Consider the following 22,783-nt stretch of genomic DNA (forward strand, 5'->3'; position numbering starts at 1 on the left):
ATCATCCCAGGGCTTGGGTGACAAGGGAGAAGGTGCGCAACGCGCTGTCGCGCTTGGGCTTCGGCCCGCGCACCATGCGGGTGACGCGGCCGACACATTGCAGGCCCAGCCCATCCAACCAGGGCGACAGGCCGCTATCTTCCGGGATATCGACACGGCAGAACATGCCGGCATTGGCCCCCAGCCAGTGGGAGATCAAGGCCTTGGCCCCGCCTTCATCCGGCGCCACCGTGGGGCCGACGACATAGCCGCGCCCGAACCGGCGGAACAGGGCAAAGCCCGCCGGCTCATGCGCGCGGGTCAGCATCACGCCCACGGCACTTTTATCCAGGGTGCTGATCAGGTGGCTGCGATCCATACCGGTGGCGCGGGCATCCATGGCTGTAATCACGGGCCAGTCGCTCTGCCCCATTGGGCGGACCCGTTCATCGGTGATCAGGTCCGGCACCGGCACGGAAAAGGCCGTGCCCTGATGTTGCAGCACCACTCCATCGGCATCGAAGCCCAGGCTGCGATAAAGCGGTGCGCCCTCTGTCGTGGCGTGCAGAATGATGGTGCGGTCGCCCAACCTGTCCATCACCGCCTGCATCAGCTTGCGACCCAGTCCAGCCCCCTGGCAGAAGGGAGAGACGATGACCATGCCCAGCGTGGCCATTTCCGGCCCAAACGGCCAGCACATGGCCGTCCCCACCACCTCGCCATCGCGCTCAGCCACCACGCCTTCCCCGATTTCCAGGAAGAAGCTCCAGTCTTCCAGCAGGTGCGGCCAGTTCAACTCCCGGGAAAGCGCGTGCGCCTGGGGCAGATCATCCTGGTTCATCGCCCGCAATTGAATGGCGGGTGGCGTCCCCTTCTCCATGCCATGCACTCCTTGATAGGGGGCGGTGACGGCATGGTCTGCCGCAGCATCTGCCGTGTCGCCCCTGAACGACTGGTATGACAGTAAGCCGGCTCGCGTGGCATTCGCTGCCGCCCTGTCGGTTTATTCGGAAGAATCTAATGTCCTGCTTTGGCGTGATCCCGAACAAATGCCGTCACAGACGCATAATCTGGGCAGCAGTTTCACGCCAGCGCCGACAGGAGCCTTGCCCATGGTCAGCTTCAATCCCGATCAGATCGCCCATGCCATCGGTTCCAACATCATCGGCGGGCGCCGTGTGGTGGGGCAGGGGCCGGCGCTGACGGTGTTGCGCCCATCTGACGCGCGACCGTTCGCTGATCTGGATACGGCCAGCGCCGATCAGGTGGATCAGGCGGTGGAAGATGCCGCCCATGCCTTCCAGCACAGCGATTGGGCCCGGGTGGAGCCCCGCCAGCGCATGAAGGTGCTGCGCCGCTGGGCCGATCTGATTGAAGCCGATATGGAGGTGCTGGCCCCGCTGGAGGCCGCCGGCTCCACCCGCACCATCGCGGAGACGCGGGCCTGGGACGTCTGGTACACGGCCGAAACAATCCGCTTCTTTGCGGAGTTCGCCGACAAGGTGGGCGGCGATGTCGCCGCCACCAGTGCCGACAAGCTGGGCCTGACCATCACCCAGCCCTATGGCGTGATCGCCGCGGTGGCGCCCTGGAACCTGCCTCTGGTCATGGCTGGCTGGAAGGTCGCCCCGGCGCTGGCGGCCGGTAATGCCGTGGTGCTGAAGCCCAGCGAGATGACGCCCTTCAGCGTGGTGCGGCTGGCTGAACTGGCGATAGAGGCGGGGCTGCCGCCGGGCCTGTTCAATATTGTGCAGGGTGACGGGCGGAACGTGGGTGACCGGCTGTGCCGGCATCCGTTGGTCGCCAAGGTGACCTTCACCGGCTCCACCCGCACCGGCATCGCCATCATGCAGGCCTGTGCCGAGACGGGGCCGAAGCCGGTGACGCTGGAATTGGGCGGCAAAAGCCCGCAACTGGTCTTCGCCGATGCCAGCGACCTGGACAAGACGGCCGGCATTGTTGCCCGCGCCATCACGCTGAATGCCGGCCAGGTCTGTGTCGCCGGTTCCCGCCTGCTGGTGCAGGAACAGGTGGCCGACCGGGTGGTGTCGGCCATCCGTGACCGGTTCCAGGCGCTGCGCCCCGGCCCCACCTGGGAGGCGGGCACCAGCCTGTCGCCCATCATCTCCCATCCCCAGGCCGACCGGATCGACGGGATCGTCAGCCGGACTGTGGCGGCGGGGGCGGAGGTGCTGACCGGCGGCGGCCGGGCAACGGGCCCGCAGGATGGCGCCTTCTATCAACCCACCATCCTGGCCGGGGTGACGCGGGAGCATGAGGCAGTGCGGGAGGAGATTTTCGGCCCCGTGCTGACCGTGCAGACCTTCCGGGAGGAAGAAGAGGCCTTTGCCTTGGCCAATGACAGCGGCTTCGGGCTGGCGGCAGGCGTGCATACCGGCGACGTTTCCCGCGCGCTGCGGGCCCTGCGCGCGCTGGAGGCGGGGACGGTCTGGGTCAACCGCTATGGCCGTTCCAATGATTTCATCCTGCCCACGGGCGGCTTCAAGAAATCCGGCATCGGCAAGGATCTGGGGCGGGAGGCCTATGAGGCGAACCTGAAATCCAAAACCATGTTGATTGAGTTCTGATTGCCGCCCGTTCTATGGTGCCGGGGATTGATCCGCAACCGGACCCCGGCACCATGATTCACCTGCTTCCCCTGATCCTTGATGGCGATCCCGGCACCGATGACCTGTTGACCTGGATGTGGGCGCTGGCCGTGCCGGACCGGGTGAATGTGCTGGGCATCTGCACCGTGCACGGCAATGTGGCCCTGTCCCGCACCACGGAAAATGCCCTGGCCCTGCTGGACCATCTGGATGCCCCCGCCATCCCCGTCCATGCCGGGGAAAAGGCACCGCTGGGCCGGGCGGAACCGCCGGCCGGCGATGGCGCCTTTGCCGAAAGCGGGCTGGGTGCCCTGGTGCTGGCGCCGGCCACGCGGAAGCCGGCCTCCTATGACGCGGTGGGCTGGATGGCCGATACGCTGCGCAGCCACCCGCCGCGCAGCCTGACCATCTGCGCCACCGGCCCGCTGACCAATTTGGCCCGGCTGCTGGAACGCGCACCGGATGCCTTTGCCCGTATCGGCCATCTGGCGGTGATGGGCGGTTCCTGCGATCTGTTGCCGCCCAACCATGTACGGCGGGGCAATATCACCGAGTGGGCGGAGTTCAATTTCTACATGGACCCGCTGGCGGCCCAGCAGGTGCTGAACAGCGGCATCCCCATCACCCTGATGCCGCTGGACCTGACGCACCAGCTGGTCAGCACACCCGACCGTCTGGCTCGCGCCCGTGCCCTGCCGCGCTATGGGGAGGAGGTGGCGCTGATGCTGGATGCGGCATCCCATTTGGACCGGCCGAAATTCGGCGCCGATGGCGCCTTCCAGCATGACATGACGGTGCTGGCCAATCTGCTGCATCCCGATCTGTTCGAAGGGGAGCAATCCCAGGTGACCGTGATGACAACCGGGGCCGGTGCAGGTGCCTGCCTGCGCGTGCCGGACCCGGCGGGGGCCGTGCGCGTCATGCTGCGCGTGCCCGATCCGGCGGCGTTCTTCGACCGGTTCTTCCAGGCATTGGGGGAGCCATGACAGAGAGCCTGGAACCCATCCTTTTTGAACCGGCCGTACCGATTGTCCGCATCTTTGATGTGGCCAAGGCACGTGAATTCTATCTGGATTTTCTGGGCTTTGCGCTGGATTGGGAACATCGGTTCGGCGACAATTTCCCGCTTTATTGCCAGGTGTCGCGCGGCCCCCTGCGGCTGCACCTGTCCGAACATGCCGGCGACGCCACGCCGGGCGGGAACATGGTGGTCTATATGACCGGCATCCGGGCTTTTCAGCAGGAATTGGCGGAAAAAGAATACCGCTACATGAAGCCAGACCTGGAGATGCTGGAAGACATGCTGATGCTTCAGGTCACCGATCCGTTCGGCAATCGAATGCGTTTCCTGGAATTGCCGGAAGAAGACTGAGGGTTACAATCGGTATCCGTTGCTTCATTCTCTCCCCACAAAGAATAGGGGGGAAAGATGAAGTCGATTTCTATTATCGTTGCCGCCAGTCTGCTGGCGGTGACGTTTCCGGCCTATGCGGGTGACGCAACGGGGCTGACGGCGACATCGCTGCTGGACACGAAGACCTTGGGGGATGGGGTGCCGCTGCGCTATCCCACCGGTGATGCCCATTTGACCGCCCTGATGGTGGAACTGGCCCCCGGCGGGGAAACCGGTCTGCATCGTCACCCGATGCCGGTGGTGGGCTACATCGTTTCCGGCGAGGTGACGGTCTCCGCCGAGGGTATGGCACCGCGGGTGTTTAAGGCGGGTGAGGCCTTCGTGGAAACCTCCGTCTGGCATAATGGCCGCAATGAGGGGCGGGAGCCGGTGAGGATTCTGGCGATCTATCTGGGGGCGGAAGGTCAGTTGCGGGTTGAAAAGAAGCAAGGCGGTGACGGGCATTATTGATGCCCCTTGCCGGTTGGTTCCGCGCCTTGGCATCTGGCACGATGGTGCCGCAGCCTGAGAAGCAGCCCTATCTATCCGACAGGTTACAGGGGGGATTATGACACCGGCCATGGCACAGCCATGACCGGTATCGGGGGGGAATGCATCTTGAAAAAATGATGCAATAACAGGGGATTGTCAGAAAATTCTGACATGTTTCTGTCAATCAGAAATAAGGTAAAAATACTATAAATCATCAATGCTGCTGAAGGAGAAAATATTTGTATGCGTAAGGTCATGTTGACCGTATTTGGAATACGGACGTAGGTTTTTTCAAGAGCCAGTCGTGCGGTTATTTTCTGGTAAAGATACTCCGCCTTCTGACTGCGCTTGTCCTTCGTTCGTCGATTAGAAAATCCAAGGGTGGGCGATGTTCTCATTCGCAAACAATATGTCAGTCAAAACCAGGATCGGCCTTTCCTTCGCAGGCGTGCTGGTTGTCATCATTTTGATGGGGCTTTACCTCAACACGCAGATTGCGGTGGTGGCGAAGACCAGCCAATGGAACACGCACACCTACAAGGTTCTGGCCCGCATTGACGATGTTGTGGCCGGCATGGTGGATCAGGAAACCGGCCTGCGCGGTTATCTGCTGGCAGGCAAGAAGGAGTTTCTGGAACCCTATCACGGTGGGCGCAAGCGGACGGCAGAGGCCTGGCAGCAGGCCAAGGAACTGACGGCGGATAATGCCGCCCAGCAGCGGCGCCTGGACGATCTGAAGGCCGCCATTGACCAATGGCAGAATAATGTGGCCGAGCGAGAAATTGCCCTGATGGGCGACGCGGCCACCGTTCAGGCGGCACGTGAGATGGAGGCGAGCGGGGCCGGCAAAGCCTCGTTCGACGCATTGCGCCGCATTGCCGCAGAAATCCGTTCTGTTGAAAGCGACCTGCTGAAAACAAGGTCGGCGGAACAGGATGGCGCGATCTCGGCCTCAAGCACCGCGACCTGGATGGGCATGATCGCGGCAGCCCTGCTCTCGACCCTGCTGGGTTTCCTGCTGGCGCGCGGTCTCAGCCTGCCCATCACCGGCATTTCCGATGTGATGCGGGCGCTGGCCGCCAACGATAAAACCGTACAGGTACCCTATCGTGACCGGGGGGATGAGATCGGCAAGATGGCGCTGGCCGTGCAGGTGTTCAAGGAAAACGCCATTGAGATGGACCGGCTGCAGGCCGAACAGGAAAAGCTGAAGGCCACTGCCGAGGCCGAACGCCGGGCCGGCATGTTGAAGCTTGCCGATGCGTTCGAAGCACGGGTGAAGGGCGTGGTGGAAACCGTGGCCTCTGCCGCGACAGAGATGCAGGCCACGGCTTCGGCCATGTCGGGCACGGCGGAAGAAACCAGCCGGCAGGCCATGGTGGTGGCCTCGGCCTCTGAACAGGCCTCTGCCAATGTTCAGACCGTGGCCAGCGCCACGGAAGAACTCTCCTCCTCCATCCAGGAGATCGGGCGGCAGGTGGCCAATTCCACCCAGATCGCCAATCAGGCGGTGGCGGAGACCAAGCGCACCTCCGATACGATGGGGGCGCTGGTGCTTGCCGCCCAGCAGATTGGTGACATCATCAAGCTGATCAATGAGATTGCCAGCCAGACTAACCTGTTGGCCCTGAATGCCACCATCGAGGCAGCGCGCGCCGGTGATGCCGGCAAGGGGTTTGCCGTGGTAGCGTCGGAGGTGAAGGCGCTGGCCACCCAGACTGCCCGCGCCACTGAGGACATCCAGGCGAAGGTCAACGAAATTCAGACGGCCACGGGCGGCGCCAAATCCGCCGTGGAAGGGGTGGAAAGAACCATCGCCCGCCTGAATGAGATTGCCGGCAATATTGCGGCGGCGATTGAGCAGCAGGGGGCGGCAACGCGGGAAATCTCTTCCAACGTGCAGCAGGCTGCCCACGGCACCTATGAGGTGAATTCCAACATTACCGGGGTGAGCCAGGCTGCGGCGGAGGCAGGATCGGCAGCCACCCAGGTGCTGGGATCGGCCAATGGTCTTTCCAAGGAAGCCGAAATCCTGCGCCATGAGGTGGAGAACTTCATTTCCACGGTGCGCGCCGCCTGATCCTGGCCTGGATGGATTGTGATGCAGTGCCAAGAAGGGGGGATGCGGTCCACGCCGCATCCCCCCTTCTTGGTTCTTCAGTGCTTCAGATGGCAGCGGTCTGGTGATTGCTGACCGGCTCGGCATTATCCAGCGCGAAGGGGCCGGCACCGAAGGCCACGATTTGCAGGAAACCGCCGGCCATGGCGATATTCTTCCAGAACATGATCTGCTGCACATAGGCGGCCTGGGCATCGGCCAGCGCCCAGTAATTATGGAACAGCATGGCGGTCAGGATGGAGAAACCGGCCAGCGCCAAGGCACCCAACCGCGCCTGGAAGCCCAACAGCACCATTGTGCCGCCGACAATCTCCGTCACCGCCGCTGCCGCCAGCAACAGGTCGGACGGCAGCGGCAGGCCCGCCGTGGCGACATAGCCCACCGAAGCATCCCACGCCAGCAGCTTGCCCAAGCCGCTGGTCAGAAAAATGGCCGAGAGCAGAACGCGGCCGATGACAGGGATGAAGTCAGAGATTTTGTTGAAGCCGATCATGATGGCGATCCTTTTTCCGGGAAGCGGGGCCGTGTGCGGCGTCGTCCGCTGATGGGGAAAAGCTATCGCCAAGCGGTGAATGGGACAATCTTCCATAATCAGAAAATATTGTTGCATAAAATGAAACTATCCTTTTGCGCTAAAGATGACGTTGCTACGATTTATCCGATAGCCAATTGTTTTATCTGATAAAATGAATAGTTAATTTTCATTAACTTCTAACGTGACAACGTTTTCATACTAATGAATAGATTTCAAATTTGGTTACTTTGGATGATTCTGGGAGCATCGCCATATGGTGTGGTGCATTTTTCATTTTTGATTTGATGCGTGGAGGGGTACCAAAATGAAAGTAACCATCAAGCTAACGTTGCTGACAGTTTTGGCCGTTCTGGGTGGTGCTTTGTTGGTCTCGAATGCCATCAATATTGCCGCCATTCAAACCGCTGATAGCGGACTGAGTACGGTATATCTGGACCGTGTTGTGCCGTTGGAACAGCTGAAGCGTGTTTCCGACGATTATGCGGTTTCCATCGTCGATGCGACACACAAGGTGAATAATGGCGGTATGAGCTGGGCAGAGGGGCTGGAGGCTGTGACCGGTGCGCGTGTTCGCATCCGCGATACCTGGAGCGCCTATCTGGCGACCCAATTGACGGCGGAGGAACAGCGCCTGGTGGAGCAAGCGCAGCAAGCAATGAGCCCTGCGGATGCGGCAGTGACCGAACTGGTTTCCATCCTGCAAAGCCGGGAGAAGGATGTACTGTCCCATTTTGTTCGGGATCGGCTTTATCAAACCATCGATCCGCTGACGAATATTATCGCCGCGCTGACCACGCTTCAGGTCAATGTGGCGGGCGATGTCTTTAAAGAAACTCACGATGAGGGACAGCGGGCCATTCTGGTCGGCAAGGTCATGCTGGGGGCGGGATTGCTGGCCTTTGCGATTGGTGTGCTGACTGTGCAGCGCCGGGTGCTGCGCCCGCTGGACCGGCTGACAGCTACGTTGCGTGTCTTGGCCGGGCAGGATTTCAGTGTCTCCGTCTCCGATACCCGGCGGGTTGACGAGATCGGGGAGATGGCGCGTGCTGTGGATGTGTTGAAGGAAAATGGAGCAGACGCGCAGCGCCTTCGCCAGCAGCAGGAAATGGCGCGCGAAGCTGCGGAGCGGCAGAAGCGGTCTGCCCTGGAGGCGATGGCAGCTAAAGTGGAGAGTGAAGCCGACCGCGCCGTGGGCGAGGTGGTGCGCCAGACCGATAACATGGGCGGCCATGCCGATGCCGTGGCCGGCTCCGCTGGTCTGGTGGCAGAGAACAGCCAGAATGTGGCCGCAGCGGCCACTCAAGCGCTGCACAATGCGGAAACCGTTGCCTCAGCGGCAGAGGAACTGTCCATGTCGATCCGGGAAATCGCCCAGCAGGTCAATCATGGCGGGCAGGTCAGCCGCCGCGCCGAAGAGATTGGCGAACGTGCCAGGACCGCCATTACCGGCTTGACCGAGGCCGTGGCGCGTATCGGCGACGTGGCTGAAATGATCAGCGAGATTGCCGGCCAGACGAACCTGCTGGCGCTCAACGCCACCATTGAGGCGGCGCGGGCGGGTGAGGCTGGCAAGGGTTTCGCGGTGGTGGCGTCGGAAGTGAAGGCGCTGGCCGGTCAGACAGCACGCGCGACGGAAGAAATCGGTCGCCAGATCGCTGATATCCGTGAAGTGACCCATTCCGCCGTTACAGCCGTACAGGAAATGGGCAGCACTATCGGGGAAATGAGCCAGATTACCCATTCCATCTCCGCCGCTGTAGAGGAACAGGGTGCCGCGACGCAGGAGATCAGCCGCAATGTGTTGCAGGCTGCCGATGCCGCCCGCGAAGTATCCAGCCGCATCGGTGATGTCTCGCTGGAAGCCAAGCAGAGCGGCCACCGTGCTAGCGCCATGCTGGATGCCAGCCGATCCGTAGCCGGCTCCATCGGCAGTTTGCGCCATGAACTGGTGCAGGTGGTTCGCCATGCCATGGACGAGGTTAATGGTGCCAAGGCGGCGTGAAGCGCTGTTAAACAACCCCTGTTGATCGAAAAGAAAAAGGCCGCACCCGAAGGTGCGGCCTTGATCATTCCGGCTGGAATGAACCTTAGCGGGAATAGAATTCCACGACCAGGTTCGGTTCCATCTGGGTCGGGTACGGAACGTCCGACAGGCCCGGGGCGCGCAGGAAGGTGCCCTTGAAAGCGCCGGTGTCGACGGTCACGTAATCCGGGAAGTCACGCTCGCCGGACTGGATGGATTCCATGATCAGGGCGAAGTTCTTGGCCTTGGCCCGCACTTCCACCACGTCATTGTCCTTGACCTGGTAGGAGGGGATGTTCAGGCGCTTGCCATTCACCAGGATGTGACCATGGTTGATGATCTGGCGGGCGGCGAACGGGGTCGGCGCAAACTTCATGCGGTAGACAACGGCGTCCAGGCGGCGTTCCAGCAGCTGGATCAGGTTCTCGCCCGAATCGCCCTTGCGACGAACGGCTTCCTGGTACAGCTTGCGGAACTGCTTCTCACCGATATTGCCGTAATAGCCCTTCAGCTTCTGCTTGGCCATCAGCTGCAGGCCGTAATCGGACGGCTTCTTGCGGCGCTGACCATGCTGGCCGGGGCCATATTCACGCTTGTTGACCGGGGACTTGGCACGGCCCCACAGGTTCACGCCCAAGCGGCGGTCAATCTTATACTTGGCTTCTTGACGCTTGCTCATAACAAACTCCACAGCACCGCCATGATTGGCGGCTTGTTGTCCCGGTAGTTCCCCGCCCTTTGCCTTCACCGGTTGGAAAAGACAAAAACGGGGACGGGGCGCCGAACCGCCGGCACCCGCCTTCCCAGGAATTCGGGGGGTATATTGGATCAGGCGGCCCCTGTCAAACCCGGTTTGGGGGCACGCCTGCAACCCTGGTCATCATTCCGCCGTCAGCGGGCTTTCACCCGGCGGCAGCAGGGAACGGCCCAGTTCCACCATGCGGAAATAGCCGGGGCGGCCCGGATAGGGGCAGGCGGCGGAGAGGTAGCGTACCACCTGTCCGCTACTCAGCATCCGGTCCCAGGCGTAAACGGCACAGGGGCCATCCGGGCTGTCATGGATGTCGCCGGTTACGAAGGTGGGGTAATTGCCCCGCTGGCTGCCCTTGCCGCCCCCCACGGTCAGGGGCAGTGGCGGCACTGCCTTGGCCGGCGGCGGGGCAGGGGGTGCCGACCCGCAGGCGGCCAACAGCAACAGCGCCGGCAGAACCGGCAACATCCCGCATCCCCGCATCATCCCCGTCCCCATAATCCAGGTGGTAAACCCCTTGGGTTTTTCCCCCTGAATTATGGCGGATGCGGGGCGTCGCGGTCAGCGCTTGGTCTTTGCCTTGGCAGCCAGGAAGGCGGCGGCAAAGGCATTATCTTCCGGTGCCGGTGCGGCTTTCGGCTTCGGCGGCGGCGCATTGTTGCGCGGGGCCTGCGACGGGGGCGGGCCGCGCCGGTCGTCGCGGCGATCATCACGCCGTTCCGGACGTTGCGGCTGGCCGGCGGCGGGCTTGGCGGGGGCGGGGCGCTCATCCAGCTTCATGGTCAGGCCCACGCGCTTGCGCTTCAGGTCCACTTCCATGACCTTGACCTTGACGATATCGCCGGCCTTAACCACCGCATGGGGGTCTTTCACGAAGCTGTGCGACAGTTGGCTGATATGAACCAGCCCATCCTGATGCACGCCGACATCAACAAAGGCACCAAAGGCGGTGACGTTGGTGACCACCCCTTCCAGCACCATGCCGGGCTGAAGGTCTTTCAGTTCTTCCACCCCATCCTTGAACTGGGCGGTCTTGAATTCCGGGCGCGGGTCGCGGCCGGGCTTCTCCAGCTCTTTCAGAATATCGGTGACGGTGGGGATGCCGAATTTCTCATCGGTGAAATCGGCCGGGTCCAGCGATTGCAGGAAGGCGACATCGCCAATCAGCTTGGAAAGCGGTCGGCCGGTCTTCTTCAGGATGCGTTCCACCACCGGATAGGCTTCCGGGTGGACGGAGGAGCCATCCAGCGGGTTTTCCCCGTCGCGGATACGCAGGAAGCCCGCCGCCTGTTCAAACGCTTTCGGCCCCAGGCGCGGCACATCCAGCAATTGCCGGCGGGAACGGAAGGCCCCCTTTTCATCGCGGAAGGTGACGACATTCTTGGCCACGCTTTCCGACAGGCCGGAAACGCGGGCCAGCAGCGGCACCGATGCGGTGTTCAAATCCACGCCGACGCCGTTCACGCAATCTTCCACCACCGCATCCAGGGTGCGCGAGAGCTTGGCCGGGCTGACATCATGCTGATACTGGCCAACGCCGATGGATTTCGGGTCGATCTTCACCAGTTCGGCCAGCGGGTCTTGCAGACGCCTGGCGATGGAGACGGCCCCGCGCAGGGAAACATCCAACTTTGGGAATTCCAGCGCCGCCACTTCCGAGGCGGAATAGACGGAGGCGCCGGCCTCCGACACCATCACCTTGGTCAGTTTCACATCCGGCAGGCGGGCGATCAGGTCGGCAGCCAGCTTGTCCGTCTCCCGGCTGGCGGTGCCGTTGCCGATGGCGATCAGGTCCACATCATGGCGTATCACCAGCGCCCCCAGTGCGGCCAGGGAGCCTTCCCAATCCCGCTTGGGCTCGTGCGGATAAATCACGGCGGTGTCCAGCAACTTGCCGGTGGCATCCACCACCGCCACCTTCACACCCGTGCGGATACCGGGGTCCAGCCCCAGGGTTGAACGCTGGCCGGCGGGCGGGGCCAGCAGCAGATCCTTCAGATTGCGGCCAAAGACGTGGATGGCCTCATCCTCCGCCTTTTCTCGCAGCACATTCATCAGGTCCAGTTCGATATGCAGGGCGATCTTGGTGCGCCAAGCCCAGCGGCAGGTATCCAGCAGCCAGCGATCCGCCGGCCGACCCCGATCCGCAATATTAAAGCTGGCGGCGATCATCTGCTCCGCCGGGTGCGGGCCGGTGGCGGCCTGATCCTCACCCACCGCCAGCTTCAAATCCAGCACGCCGGCGGCGCGGCCCCGGAACAGGGCCAGCGCGCGGTGAGAGGCGATCTTGGACAAGGGTTCGCTGAAGGCGAAATAATCGGAGAATTTGGCCCCTTCCTCGGCCTTGCCATCTACCAAGCTGGCGGCCAGCACACCCTGATTCTGGGCGAAGTCGCGCAGGCGGCCGACCAGGGTGGCATCCTCTCCCATCCGTTCCACCAGGATGGCGCGCGCCCCATCCAGGGCGGCCTTCACATCGGCCACACCCTTCTCGGCATCCACAAAACGGGCGGCCTCCGTCTCCGGCGCCAGGGCCGGGTTGGCCAGCAGCGCATCGGCCAGCGGTTCCAGCCCCGCCTCCCGTGCGATCATCGCCTTGGTGCGGCGCTTGGGGCGATAGGGCAGGTACAAGTCTTCCAGCCGGGTCTTGGTGTCAGCCTCCGCGATCTGCTTTTCCAGATCGGGGGTCATCTTGCCCTGTTCGGTAATGCTGGCCTGAATGGTGGCGCGGCGCTCCTCCAACTCTCGCAGGTAACGCAGCCGCTCATCCAGGGTGCGCAGCTGCGTATCATCCAGCCCGCCGGTCACTTCCTTGCGGTAACGGGCGATGAAGGGGACGGTCGAGCCCTCGTCCAGCAGGGCGATGGCCGCTTCCACCTGCTGCGGGCGGGCGGAGAGTTCCTGGGCGATGCGGGCGGCGATGCTGATCATGATGTCTCGATAGCGGGGACAGGCCGGAAGCAGGCTGCATAGCGCATCTGGTGCAGGGCTGCCAACCGCCGAACGCAGGTTACATATTGGATATATATTGGTCTGTTAACGGATTGTTAGTTTGTGGCCGATATAAAGACACCCGCAACCATGTTGCGTTTCCTCCCTTATTAAACTTCAACATCCCCGCACCGCATGTCGGTTGCGGGGATTTTTTTGTCCGCAGGGTGGAGAGGCCATAGCCGGTGCCGATACAGGCTGCCTCGGATTGTATAAAGCTGCGACGGGGACATGCTATCGGTACGATGCCGGTGGCGGCAGAATCCTGCCTATGCGCGGCCTATTTAGCCCGTCAGCAGCATTTACCGAAAAAGCGGTATGATCGCGGTGGCGAAATGACGCCCCGACCGCATTGTTTGGATCGAAACGGCTTGACCGGCCGGGGTGATTTGAAACAAATAGTCCTCACGAGGGCCCGATACGGTAACAAGCTTCGCCAGTGGCAAACCCACACAGCAAGGCAAGGACCGGTTGGGAAGCTCCCCCAAGGCCGAAAAAAGAAAAGGCCGCTACGGGAGCGGCCTGAGTTTAGGGAGGAAACGCCCGAAAAGGGCATACAGCACGTGTGCTGCGATGCACAATATGCCCCCGGGTGCTGGGAATGGCAAGTGTTTTGGCGGCCCCTTCACGGGGCCGTCGACATTTATATGATTAACATCCTGGTATCATCTTGTGCCGGTCTGGGGCAGGCTGATGGAACAGACAGGCGGTTAGGGGGTTAAGTCCCTCTGAAACCGTCGGAATTTTCTGTTACGCCAGGATGGGGATCGATATCCATGCCAGCCGCTACCGCCCAAGATATGCGTTCTGTCGAAGGTGCCCTTGCGCATGTCGCAGAACTCGAACGCGGGGCAAAACGCCCTGTGGCGCTTCTGCTGGATTATGACGGCACACTGACCCCCATCGTTGATCGTCCGGATCAGGCCTTCCTAGCCCCTGCGATGCGTGACCTGCTGCAGCATCTGGCTGGGTCCTATCCGCTGGCCATTGTCAGCGGGCGCGATGTGGCGGACGTGCGGCGGCTGGTTGCCATCGACAATATCATTTATGTCGGCAGCCATGGGTTGGACATCGCCACCCCCGACCGGCTTTATCAGCCCGGTGAACCCTTCCGGGCAGCCATCCAGCGCGCAGCAGCGGAACTGGAGAGCCGGCTGGCGCCCATCGCCAACGCCTTTGTGCAATCCAAACGCTACGCCATCACCGTGCATACGCGGCTGGTGGCGCCAGCGGAGAAGCCGCGTGTGGCCGCCATTGTACAGCAGGTGCTGGCCGGCGAACCCACCCTGCGCCATATGGATGGCAAGGAGATGCACGAGCTGCGGCCGGTACTGGACTGGCATAAGGGATCGGCCATCAGCTGGCTGCTGGCCGATCTGCTGGCCGGCCACCCCCCCCTGTTTCTGGGGGATGATGTGACGGATGAGGATGGTTTCCGGGCGGTGGCGGCGTCCGGTCTGGGCATCCGGGTGGGAGAACTCGACCGCCCCACAGCCGCCACCCTGCATATTCCCGACGTTGCGGCCGTGAAATTGCTGTTGCAGCGTCTGGCGGTGCGCGACCAGGCTGCAACGGCAGGATGAACCTGGGCGGGCGGTCCCGTTTTCTCTGTCGTTCCCCCCATTCTATGGGGTGCAATCCTATCCGGCGGGCGGGGGGCCGCCCGAAATCGCGGCGCGAAAAAGTCACAAGCGGGTGGCTGTCTACCCCGGAGGTATAGGGGTATAGGCCCCCCGGATGGGGCGGAAATATGGCGGGTCATAGGCGGCTTTTGGCCGGCTTCGGGCCACTGGCGTGCCGGTGTCCATCCCATCATGTAGATCAAGGTGCGTTCGGCTATGTTTTCTCCCATTTTTTGAATTGTGGTTAAGAAAACAAATCAATTTAGTTAAGTTGAAAGCCGTTATAGGACGAACCAGCGGGATCGGGAAAGCCACTGAAAAATTATGGCGCGATCTTTAAAGGGGTGATTTGTACTTGTTACATATTTGCTTTCAGGTGGATTGTGGTCGATTGAGACAAAAATGGGGCTGATTTTACGGTATATGCCTAAAGCGGACGGCAATTACTGCCTTCGAGAGATGTTCAGTTCCGCGCTTTTCGGGGTAAGGTTCAATCCGAAAGAGGGTCGTTCATTTGGGCTCTCCGGGCGCATCGGCCTCACGGCGGCGAACCGGAAGAGACTCCCGGATGGAGGAGGCCATGGCTGGACCCCGCCAATGGTGGGAACCAAAAAGCGCAGGAGATGGCAATGGACAATGTCAGCACGTTTCTCATCGACGCGAACAAGCTGTTCCGGGAAGGGCTGAAGCGCCTGCTGGAAGAGTCGCCGTTCCAGATCTTGGCGGAGGCCGGCAATGTGCGGGAAGGGCTCCTGGTTGCCGAGCAGGGGCACCGGCCGGAACTCGTGCTGCTGGATCTGGCCACCGGCGCTGATGACGAAGCCGAAGCCCTGCGCCGTCTGCGCCATGCCTTGCCAGAGGCGCGCATGGTGGTGCTGACGTCGGAACTCTGCACCCGTCGTCTTTCCAGCGCGCTGGAGGCGGGGGCCGATGGCTATCTGATGAAGGATCTTTCATCCGATGCTCTTACCCAGTCGCTGCGGCTGGTGATGCTGGGGGAAAAGGTGTTCCCCACCCATCTGGCGGCCCTGCTGATCAGCGGGCGGGTATCCACAGCACCCGCCCCGGAAATGCCGACCTCCCGCAAGGGCCTATCCCAGCGTGAGGTGCAGATTCTGCGCTGCCTGCTGAGCGGTGACAGCAATAAGATGATTGCCAACCAGCTCTCCATCACCGAAGCAACGGTGAAGGTGCATTTGAAGAGCCTGCTGCGGAAGATCAACGCCTCCAACCGGACCCAGGCGGCCATCTGGGCGCTGAACAATGGGATCGGGGGGGAATTGAACGGCGTCGTGGGCGAAACCCCGTCCTTGGCTGCCGCTGGCTGACCCGTCTGTTTCCGCCCCCCGGCTGTGTCGGGGGGCTTCTCAATGTAGAATACGGTCATGCCCGGCTGATTGGATCGTGGCTTGGTTGCGGGCGGCAAAGACGCCCGCTTCTGTACGGTTGCGAAAATGCAGCCGACTCAGCATTGATCGTACCAGCGACTTGACCGTCGCTTCCGGCAGGCCCAGTGCCTTGCCGATATTTCTGTTGTTCAGTCCCTGCCCCAACGCCAGCAGACACCGATGTTCGGCCGGGGAAAGCCGATCCAGCAAGGGTAGCCGCATCTGATCGATTCCCGACTGGCTGAGCAGTTGGGGCGGTAAGGCCGTATGCGCCTCCCGTCCCAGCGTGACCAGCGGCCGGGCGCGGCCGCGGATACTGTCGGTAAAAATCCAGGCATCAGCGAAAGGCAGCAAGGGGGCGGCATCCAGCGTTTCTGCCAGGGACAGCACCAGCAGGATTCGTCCCCGCCGTGACAGGCGCAGGCAAGCCACCGGCTCCCGCTCCCGCAGCAGGCTGAAATGGGGCAGGTCGATCAATAAGATATCGGGTTGAATGGCCGCCTGCAGCAGGGCGCCCACGCTCGGATAATGTGACAGCTCTTGGACATGATCCCACAGCCCTTCCGACAAGGCAGAATCGATGGCTGCACTGGAAACCAGAATGGCCACACGGGACGTCATATCCGGCATTCCCGAACCTGTTGAGATCGAGTCTCTCGCCGTTGTTTCATACTATAATATGATTTCTGGGTTGCGGCTTGCCCGTTGACGGGTTGCATATGACATCCCCGATATTTATGACACTATGGCTATGGAATGTTTTAAGAACGAGCACCGCAAGATGGGCAAATGAGGGAGGCCGTGTTTCATGACCTAACCCGTTCGAGCCTATCTAATCTTGGTTAACGCTTATTGATATTCGCGGGGTTATCACTAGGCGTAGATTTGTCCATCCTCACTGTTTCCCGATAAAATCGGTTAACGGCTCGTTATGGTTGAGCGCGATGCTTTTAAGCTGCACCCAAAGATTTTGCGTTTTGCTGATGCATAAAATTGTAGGAGCGCGAAACCCCGTGTATAGTGGGTCTGTGCCATCCCACACCACCCATGACAGGTTGCGGGATGGCCCAAGGGGTCGGAACGAATGCGTATTCTATTGATCGATCATGAGGCTGGCTTTTGCCAGCGGGTACGGCAGATTGCCCGGCGGGCCGGTGTCACTGACCGTGTGGATGAGGTGGCGGATCTGGCGGAGGCGCGTGCCTTGGCCGGGTTGCAACCGGACGCCCATGTTGTTGTCCTGTCCATGACCATGGTGTCACGGGGGGCCATCAGGGATTTCGTTGCTGTCTGTCCTGCTTTGCCCTTGATCGCTGTGGGCGGGAATGATCCGGAGCGGATGCGCGCCGCTTTGGGCGAGGGCGCGCGGGCTTACGTCCGGCGTGCCGATGTGGATGCGGAACTGGCCAACGCCCTGCAGGTGGTGGCCGATGGTGGCATCTTTGTGCCGCCCGTTGTGGCGATGCGTCCGGGCGGGGAACCGTTAATGACCGTCGCCGGCCCGGTTCCGGCCGGCTTTTTCCGTGAGGATGCGGGCAAGCAGTTGACGCCGCGTCAGCGGGAAATCCTGGTGATGATCCGCCAGGGGCGCTCCAATATCGAAATAGCAGAGACTTTGGATTTGACCGTTGGAACGGTGAAAATCCATATCACTGCAATTTTCAAGGCCCTTGGGGTGCGCAACCGGACCCAGGCCATGGTGGCGGCCGATTGGCTGAACCTCAATCCGCCGGAACCGGTGGGCGACTGAACAGCCACATCGCCAGAAGCTGTATCCGCGCCTTCAGCCTGCCGCGCAGCGCTGATTTCCGGCATTCATTCGCTTTTTGCCCCGCAATTGCCTGAAAGCATCGTATTGTTATCACCGCCTTGGCCGCTGGGATTATCCGTTCCGGTCGTGCAAGGGCGGTGAAGGGAAGGGGCAGCCGCCTTGACCCGGGGCGGGGTGTCTGGTATCGCCCCCCTTTGTTTATTCGGTTCGGCGACCGGCCGAGGGTGATGCATGTCCGACATCTTTCGCGAAGTTGACGAGGATCTCCGTCGCGATCAATTGGTCTCCTTCTGGAAGCGCTACGGCGCGACTGTGGTGGGTGGGGCCGTTCTGATCGTGGTGGCCACGGCCGGCTATGTAGGCTGGAAAGAGTGGCGCGCCAGTGAGATGGAGAAGCGTACCGCCGTGCTGAGCGCGGCGCTGGCCAAGGCCCGGCCGGAAGAAGGCGCGCCCGACGTGAAGGTCGCCGGCGATGCGCTGGCCGCTGCTGCCAGCCAGTTGGGGCAGAGCCAGGCCGTTATCGCCCGCCTGTATGAGGCGGGCCTGCGCGCCCGCAACGGGCAGCGGGACGAGGCGGTTGCGCTGTATGACCAGATCGCCGGCAGCGGGGAGAGCGATGCCCTGTTGCGCGATATGGCCACCCTGCTGTCGGTGCAGTTGCAGATGGATGCGGGCGACCCGGCCAAGCTGGGCCAGCGCATTGCCCCGCTGTTGACGGCTGGTAACCCCTGGCGGGCCTCTGCCACCGAACTGGCCGGCCTGCTGGCCGCCAAGACGGGCGACAATGCCCGCGCCGAACAGCTGTTCAAGCAGCTTGCCGAGGATGCCCAGGCCCCGCAGGGCGTGCGCAGCCGTGCCACCGAACTCGCCGCGCTGTTCGCGGCGCCGAAATGACGCCCGAGAACCAGGATATCATGGTCAGCAGCACCCGTTTCGGCGCCCCGCGCGCCACGTCTTCCGCCCGGTCTTCCCGTTATGTGATGGCTCGCCGGGTGGCGGCGCCTTTGCTTGCCTGTCTGCTGCTGTCCGGCTGCGGTATCGGCGACTGGTTCAGCGAGGATAAGGGCCCCAAGCTGGGCGGCAACCGCATCTCCGTGCTGCAGCTTCAGCAGCAATTGGAAGTCGACCCCCAGGTGGCGGATCAGGCGGTTGCCCTGCCGGAAGCCCAGGCCAATGCCGACTGGGCGCAGCCCGGCGGCAACCCGGCGCATTATCCCGGTAATGTGGCCCTGAGCAATGGTCCGCTGCGTCGCGTCTGGTCGGCCAGCATCCAGGGTTCCTCTTCCAGCGCGCGTCTGCTGGCCGGCCCGGTGGTGGCCAATGGCCGGCTTTACGTGCTGGACACGGATTATGACCTGCACGCCTTTGATGCCAAGAGCGGGGCGCGCGTCTGGCGCCGCAATATCCTGCGGGAAAAGCAGGATGGCGAAGCCTTTGGCGGTGGCGTGACGGTGGCCAATGGCCGCCTCTATGCCACCAATGGCTTTGGTGAGGCGGTGGCCCTGGATGTCGACAAGGGGGATGTGGTCTGGCGGCGGCGAATCGCCGGTCCGATCCGTTCCGCCCCCACGGTGGTGGATAACCGCGTCTTCGTCTCGGCGGTGGATAACCAGCTGATCTCCCTGAATGCGGAGACTGGTGCCCTGGAATGGTATCACACCGGCTTCCTGGAGCCGGCGGCCCTGCTGGGCGGTTCTGCCGCCGCGATTGAGGGGGATACGGCGATTGTCCCCTATTCGTCTGGCGAGGTCTTCGCCCTGCGCGTGGAAAATGGCCGACAGGCCTGGCAGGACAGTCTGGCGTCGGTGCGCCGGGGTGAGAACCTGACCGGCCTGGCCGACATTCGTGGTCTGCCGGTGATTGCCGATGGCGTGGCCTATGCCATCAGCCATTCCGGCCGCATGGCCGCCATCGATATCCGCTCCGGCCAGCGCGTCTGGGAACAGGATATTGGCGGCATCACCACCCCGGCCGTGGTGGGCGACTGGGTGTTCGTCACCACCAATGACAGCCAGGTGGTAGCCTTGACCCGCAAGGATGGCCGTGTCCGCTGGATTGCCGAGCTGGATCGCTATGAAGATCCGGAGGACCGGGAAGACCCGATCCTGTGGACCGGTCCGCTGGTGGCCGGTGGCCGCCTGATCCTGACCAACAGCACCGGCCAGATGGTGGAACTGTCGGTGACGGATGGCAAGGTGATCCGGCGTACAGAGCTGCCCGGCCCTGCGATCCAGGCCCCTGTCGTTGCCGGTGAGACCCTGTATATTCTCACCGAGGACGGCGACGTGGTCGCCTATCAGTAATTGGAGTGTTTTAAGTGATAAAGGCCACGCACCGGCTGACGGTCGCCATTGTCGGGCGACCGAATGTCGGCAAGTCCACCCTGTTCAACCGGCTGGTCGGCAAGAAGATTGCCCTGGTTGATGACACGCCGGGCGTGACCCGCGACTGGCGTGCGGCTGATGGCCGAGTCGGTGGGCTGGAATTCACGGTGGTCGATACGGCCGGTCTGGAAGATGTGTTCGATGGCAGCCTGGAGGCGCGGATGCGTGTCCAGACCGAGCGTGCCATCGAACGCGCCGATGTCTGCCTGTTCCTGATTGATGCCCGCGCCGGTGTCACGGCGATGGACAAGCATTTTGCCGCCTGGCTGCGGGCGCGGGTGAAGACCCCGACGATTCTGGTGGCCAACAAGTGCGAGGGGGCGGCCAGCCAGCCCGGCTTGATCGAGGCTTATGAGTTGGGCCTGGGTGAGCCGGTGCCGCTGTCGGCCGAACATGGCGAGGGCATGGCCGATCTGGTCGATGCCCTGCTGCCGCATATGCCGAAGGAAGAGCCGGCGCCGGAGGCGGAGGTCGAAGACGACCTGCCCGAGGATGATCTGGTTGAAGCCATCGCTGCAGAGAAGACCGACGATGTGCCGGATGAGCCGGAGCCCAAGGCCCTGCAGATGGCCATTGTCGGGCGTCCCAATGTTGGCAAATCCACCCTGTTGAACGCGCTGGTGCAGGAGGAGCGGGTGCTGACCGGGCCTGAGGCCGGCATGACCCGCGATGCCATCGCGGTGGAATGGAACTGGAAGGGCCGGGCTGTCCGGCTGGTCGACACGGCCGGCCTGCGCAAGCGGGCCCGCGTGGATGACAAGCTGGAACGGGCGGCCAATCAGGATACGCTGCGCGTCATCCGCATGGCCCATGTGGTGGTGCTGGTGCTGGATGCCGATGGCATTCTGGACAAGCAGGATCTGACCATCGCCCGGCTGGTGGTGGAGGAGGGGCGCGCCCTGGTCATCGCGCTCAACAAATGGGATGCGGTGGTGGACAAGAATGCCGCCCTGCGCCGCCTGACCGACCGGCTGCAGACCTCGCTGCCGCAGGTGAAGGGTATCCCCACCGTCACCATTTCCGCCCTGAAGGGCCAGCGGCTGGCGGAATTGCTGGATTGCGTGGTGACCACCTATGGTGTGTGGAACCGGCGTATCCCCACCTCGCAGCTGAACCGCTGGCTGGCGGGGATGACGGAATCGCATCCGCCGCCGCTGGTGGATGGCCGCCGCCTGAAGATTCGCTATATGACCCAGGTGAAGAGCCGGCCGCCCACCTTCGCCCTGTTCGTCAGCAAGCCGGTGGACCTGCCGGAAAACTATTCCCGCTATCTGGTGAACGGGCTGCGGGAGAGTTTCGATCTGCCGGGCATCCCCATCCGGATGCTGCTGCGCAAGGGCAGTTCCAATCCCTTTGATTAAGCCGGGAATGGTTTTCAGCAATATTACCGACGCGGCGCCCCCTCCCCTGGGGGCGCCGCTATTCTTTTGAACTCATCCTGTGCTCAACAGTGCATTGCCTCTCCCCCTATATTCCATAGACTAAGCCTGTTCATGGGGGCTTTCATGTTTTTCGGTCTTGGTTTCTGGAACAAGCGTCTGACCTTTGAAGTCTTCCTGAAAGTGGAAGACCGATGGCAGCTGCATATGCTCTGCGATACGGAAGAAGATGCGATTGCCGAGGCCAGACATCTGCTGATCACCGACAGAACGCATGATGTGAAGGTTGTCCGACTGCGCACGCTGGTCAATGGCGTGGGCTCCGAAACCGTGGTTTATGAGCAGTCGCGCCCTGCCCGCACGGTGAAACCACTGACGGTTTGCACCCCGGTGGGGGAGGTGGCCCTGTGCCAGCAGCTGGAGGACCTCTATACAACGGAAGGCCGCCGGACCATCAGCCAGGTGATGCGGGATTATCTGCAGCGCAATAATATCGGCGCCAGTGAATTGCTGCATTGCTACAGCCATATACGCAAGCTGCAGGATGCGCAGGGGCTTGTGAATGCGGCCCTGCACCGTGTTGCCGGCGTTCAGGCCTCCGTGTCCGGGCAAACCCCGAAACAACGCCTGACCCTGCTGGATGGCCTGATCACCCAGGCACAACAGAAGGCGCGTGCGTTTGCTGCCGAACGCGGTTCCTACCCCGATTTCCGGGGTAAGGATCTGGGGGGCTTCAGCAACCATATCCTGGAACGTACTTCGCTGGATTTGCACGATTACGTGCTGAATTCGCTGATCAGCATCTGGCTGTTCGATTACCGTTCCCTGCTGGGCAAGGTGGAGGCTTTGTCCATGCTTGCGGGGGCCAATGTGGAAAATGGGCTTATCCGGCAGGTGGATGCCATTCTTGCCGACTTACTGATTTTTGCCGATGTCGTGCAGGAACTGCTCGCCCCACAGCCCACGCTGGGGGAGGCGCTGTTGCGGTTGGCTGATGTCGTGCTATGCCGCAAGGGGGCTGGCGAATCGCTGGTCAGCCCGGCAATGAAGCAGATAACCCGGCTGATCCAGGAGGGGCATCTGCCGCAAAGCCAAGCCGCCCTGGCTGAGCGTCTGCTGCGGGAGATCAATGCCGACAAGCCGTTGGATAGCCGTGACCCTACCCGTGACCCGGCGCTGTTGGAACGCCTGGTGATGGCGCTGTCGGGCGAGGATGGCACCATCCTGGGCGGCGAGGTGACGCGCCAATCCATTGAGCGTCGGCGCCTGCGTCAGCGGGAGGCGCTGCTGCGCGCCCATGGTTTGCACAGCATCGCCGACAATCTACGCTGAACTCATTTGTATGGA

19 protein-coding genes are annotated in these 22,783 nt (G+C 62.2%); 13 read left to right on the forward strand and 6 right to left on the reverse strand.

Annotated features, from left to right (window positions below):
• Position 1: 1 nt before the first annotated feature.
• Positions 2-859, reverse strand: coding sequence for a GNAT family N-acetyltransferase (locus CHB97_RS05335; protein WP_089286936.1), 858 nt, complete (start codon positions 857-859; stop codon positions 2-4).
• 169 nt (positions 860-1,028) lie between these two features.
• Here CHB97_RS05335 and CHB97_RS05340 point away from each other — a divergent pair, with 169 nt between their 5' ends.
• From CHB97_RS05340 to CHB97_RS05360, 5 genes are all read left to right on the forward strand, one after another.
• A complete protein-coding gene (locus CHB97_RS05340; protein ID WP_244559413.1) occupies positions 1,029-2,567 on the forward strand; it encodes an aldehyde dehydrogenase in 1,539 nt (512 codons plus the stop codon).
• A gap of 53 nt (positions 2,568-2,620) precedes the next feature.
• Entirely contained in the window at positions 2,621-3,574 is a 954-nt protein-coding gene (locus tag CHB97_RS05345; protein ID WP_160105585.1) for a nucleoside hydrolase, read from the forward strand.
• Complete coding sequence (locus CHB97_RS05350; RefSeq protein ID WP_089286938.1) at positions 3,571-3,960, forward strand: glyoxalase superfamily protein; 390 nt, start codon at positions 3,571-3,573, stop codon at positions 3,958-3,960. The genes CHB97_RS05345 and CHB97_RS05350 overlap by 4 nt, the downstream gene beginning before the upstream one ends.
• Positions 3,961-4,017: 57 nt before the next feature.
• Positions 4,018-4,452 carry a cupin domain-containing protein gene (locus CHB97_RS05355; RefSeq protein ID WP_089286939.1) on the forward strand — a complete coding sequence of 145 codons (435 nt, stop codon included), beginning with the start codon at positions 4,018-4,020 and terminating at the stop codon, positions 4,450-4,452.
• A 430-nt stretch (positions 4,453-4,882) separates the two neighbouring features.
• Positions 4,883-6,553 carry a methyl-accepting chemotaxis protein gene (locus CHB97_RS05360; RefSeq protein ID WP_244559414.1) on the forward strand — a complete coding sequence of 557 codons (1,671 nt, stop codon included), beginning with the start codon at positions 4,883-4,885 and terminating at the stop codon, positions 6,551-6,553.
• An 85-nt stretch (positions 6,554-6,638) separates the two neighbouring features.
• Here CHB97_RS05360 and CHB97_RS05365 read toward each other — a convergent pair whose 3' ends face one another.
• Positions 6,639-7,085, reverse strand: coding sequence for a DoxX family protein (locus CHB97_RS05365; protein WP_089286941.1), 447 nt, complete (start codon positions 7,083-7,085; stop codon positions 6,639-6,641).
• 346 nt (positions 7,086-7,431) lie between these two features.
• On the opposite strand from CHB97_RS05365, the gene CHB97_RS05370 reads away from it, so the two are divergent.
• Positions 7,432-9,129: a methyl-accepting chemotaxis protein gene (locus tag CHB97_RS05370; RefSeq protein ID WP_089286942.1), complete on the forward strand. Its 1,698-nt coding sequence runs from the start codon at positions 7,432-7,434 to the stop codon at positions 9,127-9,129.
• Between the two features lie 85 nt (positions 9,130-9,214).
• Here the strand turns inward: CHB97_RS05370 and rpsD are convergent, their stop codons facing one another.
• The 3 genes from rpsD to CHB97_RS05385 form a co-directional block, all read right to left on the reverse strand.
• A complete protein-coding gene (gene rpsD / locus CHB97_RS05375) occupies positions 9,215-9,829 on the reverse strand; it encodes a 30S ribosomal protein S4 (RefSeq protein ID WP_089286943.1) in 615 nt (204 codons plus the stop codon).
• Positions 9,830-10,030: 201 nt separating this feature from the next.
• Positions 10,031-10,369, reverse strand: a complete 339-nt coding sequence (locus CHB97_RS05380) for a hypothetical protein (RefSeq protein ID WP_089286944.1) — start codon at positions 10,367-10,369, stop codon at positions 10,031-10,033.
• Positions 10,370-10,462: 93 nt separating this feature from the next.
• Entirely contained in the window at positions 10,463-12,832 is a 2,370-nt protein-coding gene (locus tag CHB97_RS05385; protein ID WP_089286945.1) for a Tex family protein, read from the reverse strand.
• 836 nt (positions 12,833-13,668) lie between these two features.
• Between CHB97_RS05385 and otsB the strand changes: the two genes are divergently transcribed.
• Together otsB and CHB97_RS05395 are read left to right on the forward strand one after the other, a co-directional pair.
• Entirely contained in the window at positions 13,669-14,475 is an 807-nt protein-coding gene (gene otsB, locus CHB97_RS05390) for a trehalose-phosphatase (protein WP_089286946.1), read from the forward strand.
• Between the two features lie 668 nt (positions 14,476-15,143).
• Positions 15,144-15,842 (forward strand): response regulator transcription factor, encoded by a 699-nt coding sequence (locus CHB97_RS05395; protein ID WP_089286947.1) that lies wholly within the window; start codon positions 15,144-15,146, stop codon positions 15,840-15,842.
• A 39-nt stretch (positions 15,843-15,881) separates the two neighbouring features.
• Here CHB97_RS05395 and CHB97_RS05400 read toward each other — a convergent pair whose 3' ends face one another.
• The gene (locus tag CHB97_RS05400; protein WP_160105587.1) at positions 15,882-16,523 is read right to left on the reverse strand and encodes a helix-turn-helix transcriptional regulator; all 642 of its coding nucleotides are present in this window, start codon (positions 16,521-16,523) and stop codon (positions 15,882-15,884) included.
• Between the two features lie 463 nt (positions 16,524-16,986).
• Here CHB97_RS05400 and CHB97_RS05405 point away from each other — a divergent pair, with 463 nt between their 5' ends.
• From CHB97_RS05405 to CHB97_RS05425, 5 genes are all read left to right on the forward strand, one after another.
• The gene (locus CHB97_RS05405) at positions 16,987-17,652 is read left to right on the forward strand and encodes a response regulator transcription factor (RefSeq protein WP_089286949.1); all 666 of its coding nucleotides are present in this window, start codon (positions 16,987-16,989) and stop codon (positions 17,650-17,652) included.
• 252 nt (positions 17,653-17,904) lie between these two features.
• Positions 17,905-18,567 (forward strand): tetratricopeptide repeat protein, encoded by a 663-nt coding sequence (locus CHB97_RS05410; protein ID WP_089286950.1) that lies wholly within the window; start codon positions 17,905-17,907, stop codon positions 18,565-18,567.
• On the forward strand, positions 18,564-19,976 hold the full coding sequence (locus tag CHB97_RS05415; RefSeq protein ID WP_244562498.1) for a PQQ-binding-like beta-propeller repeat protein: 1,413 nt from the start codon (positions 18,564-18,566) through the stop codon (positions 19,974-19,976). Before CHB97_RS05410 ends, CHB97_RS05415 begins: the two co-directional genes overlap by 4 nt.
• Before the next feature lie 17 nt (positions 19,977-19,993).
• Positions 19,994-21,418, forward strand: a complete 1,425-nt coding sequence (der, locus tag CHB97_RS05420) for a ribosome biogenesis GTPase Der (RefSeq protein WP_371332966.1) — start codon at positions 19,994-19,996, stop codon at positions 21,416-21,418.
• Between the two features lie 144 nt (positions 21,419-21,562).
• Positions 21,563-22,768, forward strand: a complete 1,206-nt coding sequence (locus CHB97_RS05425; protein WP_089286952.1) for a hypothetical protein — start codon at positions 21,563-21,565, stop codon at positions 22,766-22,768.
• The last annotated feature ends 15 nt before the right edge of the window (positions 22,769-22,783 follow it).

Origin of the sequence: Azospirillum sp. RU38E, assembly GCF_900188385.1 — a bacterium.
In the GTDB taxonomy this organism is placed as follows: Bacteria; Pseudomonadota; Alphaproteobacteria; order Azospirillales; family Azospirillaceae; genus Niveispirillum.

Bases quoted from the DNA above. Each gene is read 5' to 3' on its own strand.
- CHB97_RS05395 (WP_089286947.1), top strand. From the start codon at position 15,144: ATGGACAATGTCAGCACGTTTCTCATCGACGCGAACAAGCTGTTCCGG.
- CHB97_RS05355 (WP_089286939.1), top strand. From the start codon at position 4,018: ATGAAGTCGATTTCTATTATCGTTGCCGCCAGTCTGCTGGCGGTGACG.
- rpsD (WP_089286943.1), bottom strand. From the start codon at position 9,829: ATGAGCAAGCGTCAAGAAGCCAAGTATAAGATTGACCGCCGCTTGGGC.
- CHB97_RS05385 (WP_089286945.1), bottom strand. From the start codon at position 12,832: ATGATCAGCATCGCCGCCCGCATCGCCCAGGAACTCTCCGCCCGCCCG.
- CHB97_RS05410 (WP_089286950.1), top strand. From the start codon at position 17,905: ATGTCCGACATCTTTCGCGAAGTTGACGAGGATCTCCGTCGCGATCAA.
- CHB97_RS05345 (WP_160105585.1), top strand. From the start codon at position 2,621: ATGATTCACCTGCTTCCCCTGATCCTTGATGGCGATCCCGGCACCGAT.
- CHB97_RS05425 (WP_089286952.1), top strand. From the start codon at position 21,563: ATGTTTTTCGGTCTTGGTTTCTGGAACAAGCGTCTGACCTTTGAAGTC.
- CHB97_RS05370 (WP_089286942.1), top strand. From the start codon at position 7,432: ATGAAAGTAACCATCAAGCTAACGTTGCTGACAGTTTTGGCCGTTCTG.
- CHB97_RS05400 (WP_160105587.1), bottom strand. From the start codon at position 16,523: ATGACGTCCCGTGTGGCCATTCTGGTTTCCAGTGCAGCCATCGATTCT.
- CHB97_RS05380 (WP_089286944.1), bottom strand. From the start codon at position 10,369: ATGTTGCCGGTTCTGCCGGCGCTGTTGCTGTTGGCCGCCTGCGGGTCG.
- CHB97_RS05360 (WP_244559414.1), top strand. From the start codon at position 4,883: ATGTCAGTCAAAACCAGGATCGGCCTTTCCTTCGCAGGCGTGCTGGTT.
- CHB97_RS05335 (WP_089286936.1), bottom strand. From the start codon at position 859: ATGGAGAAGGGGACGCCACCCGCCATTCAATTGCGGGCGATGAACCAG.
- CHB97_RS05350 (WP_089286938.1), top strand. From the start codon at position 3,571: ATGACAGAGAGCCTGGAACCCATCCTTTTTGAACCGGCCGTACCGATT.
- CHB97_RS05405 (WP_089286949.1), top strand. From the start codon at position 16,987: ATGCGTATTCTATTGATCGATCATGAGGCTGGCTTTTGCCAGCGGGTA.
- CHB97_RS05340 (WP_244559413.1), top strand. From the start codon at position 1,029: ATGCCGTCACAGACGCATAATCTGGGCAGCAGTTTCACGCCAGCGCCG.
- otsB (WP_089286946.1), top strand. From the start codon at position 13,669: ATGCCAGCCGCTACCGCCCAAGATATGCGTTCTGTCGAAGGTGCCCTT.
- CHB97_RS05365 (WP_089286941.1), bottom strand. From the start codon at position 7,085: ATGATCGGCTTCAACAAAATCTCTGACTTCATCCCTGTCATCGGCCGC.
- CHB97_RS05415 (WP_244562498.1), top strand. From the start codon at position 18,564: ATGACGCCCGAGAACCAGGATATCATGGTCAGCAGCACCCGTTTCGGC.